Consider the following 13,849-nt stretch of genomic DNA (forward strand, 5'->3'; position numbering starts at 1 on the left):
TAGATGATTTAAGAGAGATCTTACAATAAAAATAAAAAGCCCAAAGCAAACACTTTGGGCATGAACAATACCCTTTTCGCGAAAGGCAGACCAAAACCTTGATGGTCTTTAAATGCTCAAGGCAAATATAATTATTAATAAATTTTATTATGAAAAAATTAAGTTTAAAAAATTTGAAATTGGGAGCTGATGATATGCTACAACGCAACCAATTAAAATCTGTTTTAGGAGGCTATGGCTTAGGTGAAGGTGCCTCTGAAGGTTGTGGTGATGATTTTCAGGGTATAATCGAGTGTATTTGCCATTTTCCACCATATCAAAATTTTGGAAATATACCTTGTGCAGATTGCGCGTGGAATTGTTCATACCAAGGATAATTATTTATTAGTAGAAACTTGCCAATGGCAGGTTTCTACTTTTCTTAAAATCAACTAAAAAATATTAATAAAACACAATAATTAAAAGATATACTTAATTGTTTTAATCTAAAAATTCTCCGACCCTTGGGTCGGGGTTTCCAATTAACCTCTCCTTTGGAGAGGTCAGAACTGCAAAAAAAGGCAGTTCTGGGTGAGGCAAAATAACAAAATTCGATTTTTGCCTCTATAAAGGCAAAATGAAACTGGCGAAAACCTGTGCTGAGCGGAGCCGAAGTATACCCCTATGGCTTGCCTCGTGGATAGTCAGTTTCAAGAATTTTTTTATTGGAAAAAATGCAAAAAGTCAACAATTATTTTACATTCTAAATTATTTAAAAGAATTTCTTTTAAGTAAAATTATTAATGTGTTTTTTATTAAAAAATCTACGTCTGTAAAATCAAATCACAAGAAATATTAAAGGATATTCTTTTTTAGCTCTTTAATATTTTTTAGAAAAAAGAAATTAAAGACTCAATGTTAATAACCTTTTTGGTCTTTGTAAATAATTATTCACACAAAATTTAAATTTGAAAAATAAATTTCCATTTTATAAACAACCAGACTCTAAAGATTGTGGTCCCACATGCTTGCGTATTATAGCAAAACACTATGGCAAACTTATATCTTTACAACAAGTAAGAGAATTATCTGAAACTACAAGAATAGGTAGTAATTTACTTAAACTGAGCGAAGCAGCTGAAGCTATCGGGTTTAAATCTTTAGGTATTAAAATTGACTATGATAAATTAAAAGAAACTCCGTTACCTATACTAATACATTGGAATAAAAATCATTTTGTTGTAGTTTATAAAATAAAAAATGATATAATTTATATCTCAGATCCTTCATATGGGTTAATTACTTATACTAAAGAAGATTTTATAAAGCGTTGGATTGGTAACAATGCTACAGATAACACAAAAGAAGGAGTTGTTTTACTATTAGAGGTTACCCCAAAATTTCATAATCTAAAAAACTGGAAAGAAACTGATAAAAAATCATTCCGATTTTTGTTTCAATATCTATTTAAATATAAGAACTTGTTGTTGCAGCTTGTTATAGGCTTGCTTGTAGGTAGTATTTTTCAGCTTATATTTCCATTTTTAACACAAAGTATTGTTGATGTTGGTATACAAAATCAAGATATCGATTTTATTTATATTGTTTTAATAGCACAAGTTATGCTATTTATAGGCCAAACAAGTGTTGGTGTTTTTAGAAGTTGGATATTGTTACACCTTAGTACAAGAATAAATATATCCTTGGTATCAGATTTCTTTATTAAATTGATGAATCTTCCCATTGCCTATTTTGATACCCGTATGACGGGAGATATTATGCAACGCATTAATGATCATAAGCGAATTGAAACTTTACTAACAGGTACTACATTAAATACGTTGTTCTCAATGTTTAATTTGTTTGTGTTTGGAGCTGTTTTAATTTATTACAGTACTTCCATATTTTTCATATTTGCTATAGGTAGTATTATATATATAGCCTGGATTTTATTTTTCTTAAAAAGAAGAAAAGAGATTGATTACAAGCGGTTTACAGAGAGTGGTCAAGAGAAAAGTACCGTTATGGAGTTGATTAATGGTATGCAAGAAATTAAAATGCATAATGCAGAAAGACAAAAACGTTGGAAATGGGAATATGTACAGGCACGACTTTTTAAAGTAAAAATGCAAAGTTTAGCTCTAGAGCAAACACAAAGTGTTGGTTCTTCTTTTATTAACCAAACAAAGAATATATTTATAACATTTACTTCTGCATTATTAGTTATTGAAGGTAACATTACCTTAGGGATGATGCTGTCCATTCAATATATTATTGGGCAATTAAATGGTCCAATAACACAGTTAGTTGGTTTTATTCAAGCTACTCAAGATGCCAAAATTAGTTTAGAACGTTTAGGAGAGATTCATGATAAAGAAGATGAAGAGAGTAATGAAAACCAATTAATTACAAACATTAAGCTTGATCAAGATATTGAAATTACAAATTTAGAGTATAAATATTTAGGTAGCGATCAAAATGTAATTAAAGGGTTGAACATGAGTATTCCTGCTAATAAAATTACGGCAATAGTTGGGGCAAGCGGAAGTGGTAAATCCACTTTAATGAAACTCTTGTTAAAATTTTATTTGCCAGAAAAAGGAAGCATAAAATATGGTGAACGATATATGAAAGGAATTTCTCCTAAAACATGGAGATCTAATTGCGGTGTGGTAATGCAAGAAGGTTTTGTTTTTAATGATACTATAGCATATAATATAGCTATTGGAGAAGATATTGTAAATCAAGAGCGCTTAATACACGCTGTTAAAATAGCTAATATTTATGATTTTATTCAATCTTTACCTTTAGGGTTTAATACAAAAATAGGTAATGAGGGTGTGGGTATAAGTACTGGTCAAAAACAGCGTTTGTTTATTGCTAGAGCAGTTTATAAAGATCCAAATTTTTTGTTCTTCGATGAAGCAACATCTGCTTTAGACTCTAAAAATGAACGTATAATTATGGAGAATTTAAATCTCTTTTTTAAGAACAGAACAGTAGTTGTGATAGCCCATAGATTAAGTACTGTAAAAAATGCGGATCAAATTGTTGTAATTGATGACGGGAAGGTTGTAGAACATGGAAAGCACCAAGAATTATTAAATATGCATGGAGCGTATTATAATTTGGTAAAAAATCAACTTGAATTAGAGAAATTAAGTAGTGATAAAAATGACTGAAATGAAGAAAGAAGATAATATCGAATTAAGGTCAGAGGAGGTGCAGGAAATTTTATCAAATCCACCTGCATGGATAGTACGTTGGGGTATTACACTTATTTTTATATTTGTTTGTATTATTCTTTGTTTGTCTTTTATGATTAGATATCCCGATTTTGTTGCTGCAAAAATAATTGTAACAACTAAACAACCTACTGAAATGGTTATTTCTAGATACTCTGGTCAATTAGAAAAAATATTTATAAAAAATAGAGATACTGTAAAGATTAATCAAAAATTAGCAATCATTAAAAATACAGCTAATTTTGATGATGTACATTTATTAACTAGTATAATTGATACACTTCCTTTTAATTCAGAAAATTTTGAATTTCCATTTGAAAAAACTTCTTATTTGGTTTTAGGAGATATTAATACATCATATATTAATTTTCAAAATAATTATACGGATTATTTTTTGTTAAAAAAATTAGATCCTTATACCAATCAATTAGGAAGTAATCAAGTTTCTTTAAAAGAACTAAAAAATAGATTAAAAAATCAAATCACTCAAAAAAAATTACTTGAACAAGAGTTTAAGTTAAAAGAAAAAGATTTAGAAAGAGATAAAAGCTTATTAAGCAAAGGAGATATTTCACAAAGTGATTACGAATTAAAACAGTTAGAATTTATTCAAATGCAAAAAAGCGTTAATAGCTTGGCTATTTCTATTTCGCAAATGACTGAAGCCATATCTTCTGCAAATCAAACTTTAAAAAATACACGAATAAATAAACAAAATGATAACACTAGGCTTTTAAGAAATTTAATTCAATCATACGATTTACTTAAGGATGCCATCAGGAATTGGGAATATAATTATGTGTTATCCTCATCAATAAATGGTGTTATTAGTTTCCAAGATTATTGGGGTGAAAATCAATTTGTAAATTCTGGCAGTATCGTTTTTTCAATATTACCGACAAATACTTCAGACTTAGTAGGTAAGCTGATTTTACCCTCACAAAACGCAGGAAAAGTAACTATTGGGCAAAAAGTGTTTATCAAACTAGATAATTATCCATATCAGCAATATGGAATGTTAATAGGTAAAGTGACTAATTTTTCTATTTCTCCAAATAATGAAGGAAATTATGTTGTTTATGTTTCTTTACCAGATGGCACAAAAACATCTTATAACAAGGTGTTCAGCTTTACTCAAGAATTATTAGGAAATGCAGAAATAATAACAGAAGAATTAAGTGTTGCAGAACGTATGTTTTATAAGTTTAACGATTTGTTTAAATACTAGAATAGCTTTGAAAATGAAGAATAAAAAACATAAAATTTCTTTTTGTACCGTATGTATGAATCGCCTTCATCATTTAAAACAAACTTTACTTAAAAATATAAAGGACAATCTAGATTATGGAAATATAGAATTTGTTTTGCTAAATTATAATTCGAAAGATGATTTAGATGAATGGGTCAAATCTGAAATGCAAACGTATATTGACTCTGGAATATTAACTTATTACAAAACTACAGAGCCAGAAAGTTTTCACATGAGCCACTCTAAAAATGTGGTTGCAAGGTGTGCAACAGGTGATATTATTTGCAACATAGATGCTGATAATTTTACAGGTGAAGGGTTTGCTGATTATGTGAATCAAATGTTTCTTGAAAATAAGGATATTTTTCTAGCTACAGATGCTTACCATGCCATTAGAGATTGTTGTGGAAGAATATGTATGAAGAAAGATGACTTTTATAAAATTTGTGGCTATGATGAAAATATGGAAAGCTATGGCTTTGAAGATAACGATTTAAAAAACAGGTTGCAATTACTTGCCCTTAGTAGAGTAAACATAGACAATAGAATTTTCTTGTCAGCCATAACCCATAACGATACTGAACGATTGGAAAATGACAAGAGTTTTTTGGAGTTTGAGGGCGTGTTTTTAAGACAAGTTGATCATAAATCTTCACTAGTTGTTTTTTTATTTAAAAATTCAAAATGTTTTATAGGAGAGGTTATAATAAATAGGTTGATTAACTCAGAATCTATTGACAATTTATTCATTGAAAATCGAAAAGATGATGATGAATACTCCATTTTAGGTGATAAATGGGAAACTTATATTTGGGACAATATTGATGGACATTATTGTTTAAATAAGACTTCAAGAATATTAAATTCTATAGGAAATAAATGGATAGAACAAAAAAACAGTAAAGACTCTTTTTCAATTATTAATGATGTTGAATTTATTAATATTAATGAATATGAGGATATTTTAATGTTGACTATGTTTTACTCCCAAATTACAAATAGGAATATAATGAAAGAAAATGAGAGAACAAAAAATATAATCGTTAATGAAAAATCTTACGGTCAAGCTACACTAGTAAAGAATTTTAAAGAACCAGTTATACTCAATTAGATATGACTTTAACAAATAATATAACGTATTCAATTTTTTATAACCAAAAAGAGTGGTTCAAGCTACTAAAACATATTAACTTGTGTGTTAAGAAATACGACAAAAAAATATTTTTTTTTATCAAATTAAGCTACGAAAGGGGATCTCACATAAAATTTACTATTAGAGTTAATGAAAACACAAAATTTCAAACAGCATCTTATTTTTCAGAACAGATTGAAAGCTTTATAAATAAAAATCAATCAAGTAGTATTGGTATCGAAACAATGCCACATAAGTTATTTAAAGACTTTCCAAACAATACCGTTCATTATGGTGTTGATGATTATGATGTTTTGAATTTACTTAATGATAAGAGTGACACAAATTATAACTATCAAATAACATTAATAGTTCTTTTAATTTATAATGAATATAAGAGTGACACAATAGATTCGTTGACTGAAATAATAATTCAGGCCTTAGCCATAATAAGTTTAGCATCAAACAAGACCATTGATGATTTAATAATTATGTTAGAAGAAATACTTAAAGTACAAAGTAAGAAGTATAGTGAGCAATCTTTAACTAATCAAAAAAAAGTAAATTCTGAAAATTTCAATAATAATAGAAAATTTATTCTTGAATATTTAAAAGAGGTTTTAATTGATAAAACCAACACACCTATTGAAGGTTTTGAAAAAAAAATTTATGATTTAGTAACTTTTAGTTCAATAAAAAATATTGAGAGAAACGTTATAATCGATATAAGTAAAAATATAAACTACAATAGCATTACTGCTCAAGATTTGTTTTTAAGAGCATTAAAAGAATTAAAATGAAATATAAATATATAATAATTTGTACATACGGCAGGAGTGGTTCTACTCTATTACAAGGTTTATTAAACAGTTGTGAAGATGTTTTGATACGAGGAGAAAATTACAATTTTATATATGCATTATATCATAGCTATCTTCGTTTAAAAGCAGCAAAGGAATTTCAAGGCCCCAGAAATAAAAAACTAAACTCGGCATGGTATGGAGCTAATGAAATTAATATGAAGACGTATTTTAATGATATAAAAAAGGTTATAGATAATGTTTTAATTGGAGATAATAAAAACATAAAAACACTAGGGTTTAAAGAAATTAGATTTTTAGAAGTAGTTGAAGATTTAGATGAGTATTTACTTTTTTTAAGAACTATCCTTCCTAATTGCGCTATTATTTTTAATCTTAGAAGTGTTGAACAAACTATATACAGTGACTGGTGGGCAAAAAAAAATCCAAAAAAAACAAAGAGAAAGTTAAATTATTTCATAGAAAAAATGAGAAAATTCCATTCTAATTATGAGGATACTTTTATTATAAATTATGAAGATGTAATTCAACAAAATTCTAAATTAGAAAAATTATTTTCATTTTTAGATATACCATATGATGATAAAAAAGTAAAAGAGACGCTTCAAATAAAACATAGTTTTAACCCCAGAAGCGAACTACAAAAAAATAAAAAAATATTATACACACATCCTTTTTATTTTAAAAATTTAATAAAACATTTTACTATTGATACCCTTAATATAAATAATAGTAAGTTAGATATTGAAGGGACATTGATTTTAAAAGAAAAAAAATACATGAAGGATTTTGAGATTTATTTACAAAAAAAAATAGTTAATGTAAATCAAATAAATTCTCCATTACGAATGGATATTTTTAATCATCTAATAGCTAAAGATCAAACTAAATTTAATTTTAATGACATTAATGTAACTAAGAATGAAGTATACATACTGAGTATTAAAAACCTAAAGAACAGTAATAATTTAATTTTAGCGCAAATAAATATATAAAATCTATCAAATTATATAGGATGATTTAAAAAAAAGGAACTGTATAAATACGAGTTATTCAATTAAAATTAGTATGTAAGAATGATGCAAAGTAATATAACCATATCAAAGGATCTTGATGCCGTTGCAAAATCACTATTAGTCAATTATAAACTATTGTCGAGCACCAATCTAAATGGTAAAATGTCATTGATATGTTTTTTATTTAAGTTTTCGAAACAATTTCAGAATGAAGATTATTATTTATCTGCTTTTAATTTATTAGAAGAAATTTTAACTGAGGAATTTAGTGATTTAAAAAAGTATGAAAAAAACTTGCCTTTAAAATTTGTAGATATAGTGTGGTGGCTTTTAAAATTTAAAAAAGAAGAAATTTTTGAATTTGATGAAGATATTGATAATTTATTAGAAGCTATTGATTCTACTGTCATAATAGAAGTAGGAAGGCTCTCTAGAACGGAGTTCAGAACCGAATTTATGCGAGATCTAGTATTTATTGGTTTTTATTTAAACGAACGTATTGATCATATAAAGCAAAATGTTATTTATTTTTTAAAAATTAAAGAACTTACCTTAATTACTTTTTTCGAAATTTCATTGCATATTGATTCAATTTCAAAAACTAATGAAAAATTGATTTTACAGATAAAAATACTTCTAAAGAATATTGCTAATACTCCTTACCTAAAACATTTTTCAGAAGATATATTTAAACACCTTAATGATATTCAATTATTCGATCTACGAGAGTCTTTAAATAAGAAAACAACTTTACTTTTAAAAGGATTTAATTTTAAAGATTCCTTAGATTTATTTATGGCTCTAGAAAAACCATCCTCAGTATTACAAAATACAAATAAATCAAATTTAAAAATTAGGATTCAAAAAATTCAAAAACAACTTTGTGAAACTGAAAGCAATAATAAAGAAATTTTGATATTAGAGTTAATTGTATTGGGTGTTTTTTTCTTATATGATATAAATGAAAAATAAATTGATAATGAAAACAAAACGAATAGATTTAATGGACACTTCTTTTTTAATTTATGCTCAAATTGAGTCAGAAGACAGAAGAATAAATTTAAGCTTAGTCATTAACTACATCCACAAATATTTTAAAACTAAAATCTTGTTATTAGAAATTGATGCAGTTCCAAAAATTGATGATGAATATATTTTAAATAATAAAAATATTGAATATGAATTTATCCAAGATTCATCGGAAATATTTCATACAACAAAATATAGAAACTTACTTGTTACGAAATGTAAAACTCCTTTTTTTTTTATTTGTGATAGTGATATCATTTTATCTCCAAAAGCAATTGAGCAATCTATTGAATATCTAAGAACAACTATATTACCTACTCTAGTATACCCTTACAATGGCGATTTTCATCAGGTGTTCGAAAATGATAGAAATAAATTTTCTAAAATACTTGATTATGATTTTTTTCAAGGAAGAGAAAAAGAATTTACATATATGCACAAATATTCAGTGGGAGGGGCTTTTGGTGGTAGAATAATCGATTATTTAGGACAGACCATTGATAATGAAAAAATTTATGGTTGGGGTCCAGATGATAAGGAGCGGTATTATAGATTAAAAAAAAACGGATTCAAAGTGGTACGTTTTGATTATCCCCTTTTTCATTTATATCATATAAGAAAAAAAAATTCAAAACCATCAGACATAAATTTGACAACTAAAAATAATATAGAATATCTAAAAGTCTTTATGCCATGAACTGTTCATTATTGAAGACGGTTGCAGAAATATAATTGAAATTAACTGATTCTTTTAATTTGATTTTTGCCTATACTTTCTTGTTTTTAGAGTGTATATAACTTGTTTTTTAGGCTTATTATTTATTTCTAGTTCAATAAAGAATATTGACAAACAAGTTGCAATTGATATTTGTAAAAAACATTAATTATAATAGTAATTCTGATCATGATATGTTTTGATATCATTAAAAGAATTTAAAATCATATAAAATTTATACAGATGAATAATAATTTGTTCCCTAGTGTATTTACTTTAAGTAAAAAAGAGCGAATACTGTTAAATGGCCATAATTCTTTTTTAGTTTTTTTTACAGGATTGTCTGGCGCTGGAAAATCTACTATTGCAAATAGCTTAGAGGAACGTTTATATAAAGAGAAAATACGTACTTATATTCTTGACGGTGATAATGTTAGAACTGGAATAAATAAGGATTTAGGGTTTTCGCCAGAAGATCGTTCTGAAAACAGTCGACGTATTGGCGAAATTTCTAAATTATTTATAGACGCAGGCTTTGTTGTGTTGGCTACATTTATTGCACCTTATAAATCTGATAGAGAACGTATAAAACAAACTGTAAATTCTGAAAACTTTATTGAAGTTTTCGTAAACACAAGTCTTGAAGTATGCGAACAAAGAGATATAAAAGGTATTTACAAAAAAGCCCGAACAGGAGAAATTAAAAATATGACAGGAATATCAGCACCTTATGAAACTCCAGAAAACCCAGATATAAAGGTTTCTCATCTAAATACTATTGAAGAGTCTGTAAACATAATTTATGCCAAAATAGCAGAAAAACTAAAACTAAAAATCTAAATTAGGTGTTTTTATATTAATTAGTATCCATAGTTTTTTAATATCTCTTTCACAGCTTTATTAGTATCAATAAGATTAATTAACTTTTTATTTAAATATTTATTTTGCCTGTTTACAACTTTTAATGTTTTAAGTACATCTCCGCCATCTCCAAATCCCCATTTCCATTTATAACCTTTAGGATTTTCATATGTATCTATACCTTTCGTGTTTGAAACATCTAAAAACTTAAAAATATTTTCAGTTGTTTTTAATGGGGTTTCTATCAAATCTTCATATCGAACTAATATAACATTATCGGAATTTAAATTAATGGATTTGTATAATAATTGATAAGTTGTAATCCAATAATTAAGAAGCATTTGCTCATCATGGTATTGTATGTCAGCAAAATTATTTTCTAAATTCATTTTATGTAATGATAAAATGGTATCGTAAGGTTTTCTAATTAAGATAATAATTTTTGATTCTGGTTTAAATTCAAAATACGGATATTTGGTGTTGAGATAATACCTTGGTCGTTTTATTAAAACCATATCTTCTTTAACTAAAGAAGCAATTTCATCAGCTAAATGAACTGGTATTTCTGGTAGATCTACAATTTCTTCTCTAGTTGAAAGTAATGACTTTAATAAAGTAGAGCCTGCTCTCATACTAGAAAGCACATAAATATATTTTTTGTTATTCATTTTTATTAATTATAGCATGAGAAAAAATAAATCCCGATAAACCATTATTCAATCCTAGGTTAATAATTTGTTCGGGATTTTTTTTAGCCTTATCTTTTATTTTTGTTATTATATCTTCAGCAAGCTGTATATACTCAAAAGCATCATTTTTGAATTTTTCATTGTTATTCATTTTAAATATTTTATAACTCAGTAACGCTATTCCAGAATAGCCATTAAGCCCATATTTCCCTTTTAAATCTTCCTTTAACTCCTTAAAATTAACAACAGATAAGTTATTGATTTTTAAAATTGTTTTAGATTTTAATTGATAATATTCTAGAACTAAAGAAAGAATTAATTTGAAAGAAGCTTTTCTTGGTAATTTTTCTTGAGTTTTTTTGATTAAATTTTCAGCTATTTCTATTGCCTGATCTACAAAATATTTTTTTTCAATGCATTCACCTAATAGAATAAATATTAGAGGTAGATCCGAAAGTATTGAAAACGATTCTGGCTCATCTATGCCATAATCTAATTCAATTAAAATTAGTTTTAATTCTTCTAACGATAATTTTAGGCAATGCATATTCGTTATTGTGGAAAAACTTTCTTCATGAGAATTAGTTCCTTGTAATCTGTTAAGAAAATAAAAGCAATACCCAAGAATACCTTCATGAAGACATAAAGAATTAGGTTTTTTATAAACTAAAGAAAGAATATGTTTTCTATCTATGTCTATCAAAAACTCGTCAGAGTCTCCTTCAAAAAAATCTTGTTGAAACCCATATTCAAATCCCCAGCCTATGCCTCCAAGGCCGTTAGAAAAATTTAAAGACAAATTGTTTTTAATATTTTCGCACACATCTTCAACTAAATCTTCACCAATTGTTATTATATTTTTGCTTTGATTTAAAAATTGTGCTTTATAAAGAGCTAAAGCAATTCCTGTTTTTCCATTCATTAAACCTAAACCTGAGACACTTGGAGCATGTTCGCTAATAATTTCAAAACACCAATTTAAAACTTCATTTTTTTTAACCATTTAATATAATTTACTTATGAATCTTCACTTACAATATAAACAAAAAATGTAAAAAAAAATTAAGTTTTCTAATTAGATATAGAATAATTTTTACATAATTAACTCGAAAAAATATTCTTGAAAAAAGTGTAAATGATATTTTATAACTGCAAAATTATTTCCTATGACTAATAGGTGAAAAAGGCTTGTGGAAATGCAATTAAATTATATAATTAAATAATTATTATTTGTATATTATAAGCTCTAAACAACTAGTTGTGGTATGCAAGTCATGAATATAAATTTTAATTTTAAACTGTAGCCATATTTCAAGGCTAACCATAATTATCTACTAATAAAAAAATATGAAACTTGGTTTAATTTGTAGGTGTAAAGATGAATATTTCATTGAAGAGTTTGTCCATTATTACATTAAAGAAGGCGTAGATTGTATATATATAATTGATGATGATTCAAATGATAAATCTATATATAACAATTTATTAGAGAATGATAAGGTTAACATTCTTTTCGAAAAAAATATCATACCAACTAAATTTTCCAATAAATTATATAAAAGTATTAAGGATGATTATGATTGGATGATATATGTTGATGCAGATGAGTTTATTACTACTAAAAAGAATTCAACAAAAACGATTCGGGAAGAACTTCTTACAACTTTTAAAGATAGTCATTGCGTAAAAGTACCTTGGGTAATGATGAGTTGTAATTCTCTTGAAAAATCGCCAAAAAGTATTTTAAAAACTAATACATACAGATGGAATCATGATTTGCGGCATGAAAACAAACTAAGCACACGCCCTAAATTTAGATGTAGGTATGATGCAATAGAAGTAAAGAGCATTTTTAGACCTGCTTTTTTTGAAGATTTAAAATGCCACCATCCAATCAACCCTATAAAAAGTATAAAAATAGCTGTATCTGATGGTATTAGAAATAAACCTAGTAGATTAAGCCACCTTTATTTTAACCTAAGAGAAGAAGAAATTCGAATTGGTTACCTTTTGTGTTATCATTACAGAATTATTTCAATTGAGAATTGCATTAACAAACTAAAAACAAATAAGTGGTATATAGATGATGGTTATAATCTTCAAGATTTAATGTCAACTGATCATCCCGAGATTATTGATTTGACATTACATGATAAGACGAAGGATTATTTGAAGCCTAAAGCTAAAAATTTAAAATAAATATTATTTACTAGTGAAACAATGTTTAGATTTTTAGATAAATAACGTGAATCTTGTTTAAGAGTTCAGAAGTCACTTCGAGTGAAATTCTGAAAGAATTTTGTATCGAGAAGCTTTTTTTAGTCGAAAATTTACTTGCCAGCCTGTCGGCAGACAGGTTTTCGATACGATTTTTTGCAAAAAATCACTCAAACTGACACAAATTTTCTTATCCAAGATTTACGTTAAATAAGATTCTTCGCTTTGCTCTGAATGAGCAAAGTTCATCACTTTTTAGACAGCTCCTTTTTATTTCTTCTTCAATTGGAAGTTAAACGTAACATCAATACTTTTTGCAATTTTACTCCTAACTACTTTTGGTATTTCGATATCATAGTCTGAAGGGGTTGTTGTAAAACTTCCAGATATTATAACATCACCTTGATTATTTATTGAAATGTTTAAAGGAATATTTTCTAATTGATTTGTTATACCATGAAACGTTAATGCACCATTAACTTTTAGCACTTTAGGTATTTCTGATAATTCATTAAAATAAAAATCGCCTATTTTACCTTTAAAAGTCATTTTTGGGTATGTATCAGACTCAGCATAATTTTCATTAAAATGTTCTTCCATAAGCGCATTTTTAAATCGAAAACCTTTAACCAATACTAGTGATGCAAATTCTCCATTTTCAGAATTTAAAATGGCAGTAACTGTATTGTTAGTAGCTTTTACCTCTTCAAAAGAAGGTACAGAAGCTTCAAAATTAACATGTCCAGTTTTTGTTAAGTACTTGCTTTGTGCAAAGCCATTTAAACTTATAAAGACGAACAAATAAAGTAGATTTTTCATGTGTTTATAATTATTGTTTTACATGGAGTATACCTGCCTACCGGCAGGTATAATATTCATTTAATTATGACTATGAG

Annotated in this window: 13 protein-coding genes; 10 read left to right on the forward strand and 3 right to left on the reverse strand. The window is 26.8% G+C overall.

Annotated elements, in window-relative coordinates; all coding sequences use genetic code 11:
* The first annotated feature begins 149 nt into the window (after nucleotides 1-149).
* The 9 genes from Q4Q35_RS08225 (at nucleotide 150) to cysC (ending at nucleotide 10,026) form a co-directional block, all read left to right on the forward strand.
* The gene (locus tag Q4Q35_RS08225) at nucleotides 150-377 is read left to right on the forward strand and encodes a hypothetical protein (RefSeq protein ID WP_303277484.1); all 228 of its coding nucleotides are present in this window, start codon (nucleotides 150-152) and stop codon (nucleotides 375-377) included.
* Nucleotides 378-947: 570 nt separating this feature from the next.
* On the forward strand, nucleotides 948-3,161 hold the full coding sequence (locus Q4Q35_RS08230) for a peptidase domain-containing ABC transporter (protein WP_303277485.1): 2,214 nt from the start codon (nucleotides 948-950) through the stop codon (nucleotides 3,159-3,161).
* Nucleotide 3,162: 1 nt separating this feature from the next.
* Nucleotides 3,163-4,452, forward strand: a complete 1,290-nt coding sequence (locus Q4Q35_RS08235; RefSeq protein ID WP_303277486.1) for an HlyD family secretion protein — start codon at nucleotides 3,163-3,165, stop codon at nucleotides 4,450-4,452.
* 13 nt (nucleotides 4,453-4,465) lie between these two features.
* On the forward strand, nucleotides 4,466-5,584 hold the full coding sequence (locus Q4Q35_RS08240; RefSeq protein WP_303277487.1) for a glycosyltransferase family 2 protein: 1,119 nt from the start codon (nucleotides 4,466-4,468) through the stop codon (nucleotides 5,582-5,584).
* Between the two features lie 266 nt (nucleotides 5,585-5,850).
* On the forward strand, nucleotides 5,851-6,405 hold the full coding sequence (locus Q4Q35_RS08245) for a hypothetical protein (RefSeq protein WP_303277488.1): 555 nt from the start codon (nucleotides 5,851-5,853) through the stop codon (nucleotides 6,403-6,405).
* Nucleotides 6,402-7,421, forward strand: coding sequence for a sulfotransferase (locus Q4Q35_RS08250; RefSeq protein WP_303277489.1), 1,020 nt, complete (start codon nucleotides 6,402-6,404; stop codon nucleotides 7,419-7,421). Before Q4Q35_RS08245 ends, Q4Q35_RS08250 begins: the two co-directional genes overlap by 4 nt.
* A gap of 81 nt (nucleotides 7,422-7,502) precedes the next feature.
* Nucleotides 7,503-8,414: a hypothetical protein gene (locus Q4Q35_RS08255; protein WP_303277490.1), complete on the forward strand. Its 912-nt coding sequence runs from the start codon at nucleotides 7,503-7,505 to the stop codon at nucleotides 8,412-8,414.
* On the forward strand, nucleotides 8,404-9,168 hold the full coding sequence (locus Q4Q35_RS08260) for a glycosyltransferase family protein (RefSeq protein ID WP_303277492.1): 765 nt from the start codon (nucleotides 8,404-8,406) through the stop codon (nucleotides 9,166-9,168). The genes Q4Q35_RS08255 and Q4Q35_RS08260 overlap by 11 nt, the downstream gene beginning before the upstream one ends.
* Before the next feature lie 261 nt (nucleotides 9,169-9,429).
* Nucleotides 9,430-10,026 (forward strand): adenylyl-sulfate kinase, encoded by a 597-nt coding sequence (gene cysC, locus Q4Q35_RS08265; protein ID WP_303277493.1) that lies wholly within the window; start codon nucleotides 9,430-9,432, stop codon nucleotides 10,024-10,026.
* A gap of 20 nt (nucleotides 10,027-10,046) precedes the next feature.
* Here the strand turns inward: cysC and Q4Q35_RS08270 are convergent, their stop codons facing one another.
* Entirely contained in the window at nucleotides 10,047-10,715 is a 669-nt protein-coding gene (locus Q4Q35_RS08270) for a sulfotransferase family protein (protein ID WP_303277494.1), read from the reverse strand.
* On the reverse strand, nucleotides 10,708-11,739 hold the full coding sequence (locus Q4Q35_RS08275; RefSeq protein WP_303277495.1) for a hypothetical protein: 1,032 nt from the start codon (nucleotides 11,737-11,739) through the stop codon (nucleotides 10,708-10,710). Before Q4Q35_RS08275 ends, Q4Q35_RS08270 begins: the two co-directional genes overlap by 8 nt.
* A gap of 344 nt (nucleotides 11,740-12,083) precedes the next feature.
* On the opposite strand from Q4Q35_RS08275, the gene Q4Q35_RS08280 reads away from it, so the two are divergent.
* A complete protein-coding gene (locus tag Q4Q35_RS08280) occupies nucleotides 12,084-12,935 on the forward strand; it encodes a glycosyltransferase family 2 protein (protein WP_303277496.1) in 852 nt (283 codons plus the stop codon).
* A gap of 288 nt (nucleotides 12,936-13,223) precedes the next feature.
* Here Q4Q35_RS08280 and Q4Q35_RS08285 read toward each other — a convergent pair whose 3' ends face one another.
* Nucleotides 13,224-13,772: a YceI family protein gene (locus Q4Q35_RS08285; RefSeq protein ID WP_303277497.1), complete on the reverse strand. Its 549-nt coding sequence runs from the start codon at nucleotides 13,770-13,772 to the stop codon at nucleotides 13,224-13,226.
* Nucleotides 13,773-13,849 lie beyond the last annotated feature (77 nt).

The sequence above is a fragment of the Flavivirga aquimarina genome (assembly GCF_030540835.1).
GTDB lineage: Bacteria > Bacteroidota > Bacteroidia > Flavobacteriales > Flavobacteriaceae > Flavivirga > Flavivirga aquimarina.

Coding starts and splice junctions, on each gene's coding strand:
- Q4Q35_RS08225 (WP_303277484.1), top strand. CDS start 150: ATGAAAAAATTAAGTTTAAAAAATTTGAAATTGGGAGCTGATGATATG.
- Q4Q35_RS08235 (WP_303277486.1), top strand. CDS start 3,163: ATGAAGAAAGAAGATAATATCGAATTAAGGTCAGAGGAGGTGCAGGAA.
- Q4Q35_RS08240 (WP_303277487.1), top strand. CDS start 4,466: ATGAAGAATAAAAAACATAAAATTTCTTTTTGTACCGTATGTATGAAT.
- Q4Q35_RS08245 (WP_303277488.1), top strand. CDS start 5,851: ATGCCACATAAGTTATTTAAAGACTTTCCAAACAATACCGTTCATTAT.
- Q4Q35_RS08250 (WP_303277489.1), top strand. CDS start 6,402: ATGAAATATAAATATATAATAATTTGTACATACGGCAGGAGTGGTTCT.
- Q4Q35_RS08255 (WP_303277490.1), top strand. CDS start 7,503: ATGATGCAAAGTAATATAACCATATCAAAGGATCTTGATGCCGTTGCA.
- Q4Q35_RS08260 (WP_303277492.1), top strand. CDS start 8,404: ATGAAAAATAAATTGATAATGAAAACAAAACGAATAGATTTAATGGAC.
- cysC (WP_303277493.1), top strand. CDS start 9,430: ATGAATAATAATTTGTTCCCTAGTGTATTTACTTTAAGTAAAAAAGAG.
- Q4Q35_RS08270 (WP_303277494.1), bottom strand. CDS start 10,715: ATGAATAACAAAAAATATATTTATGTGCTTTCTAGTATGAGAGCAGGC.
- Q4Q35_RS08275 (WP_303277495.1), bottom strand. CDS start 11,739: ATGGTTAAAAAAAATGAAGTTTTAAATTGGTGTTTTGAAATTATTAGC.
- Q4Q35_RS08280 (WP_303277496.1), top strand. CDS start 12,084: ATGAAACTTGGTTTAATTTGTAGGTGTAAAGATGAATATTTCATTGAA.
- Q4Q35_RS08285 (WP_303277497.1), bottom strand. CDS start 13,772: ATGAAAAATCTACTTTATTTGTTCGTCTTTATAAGTTTAAATGGCTTT.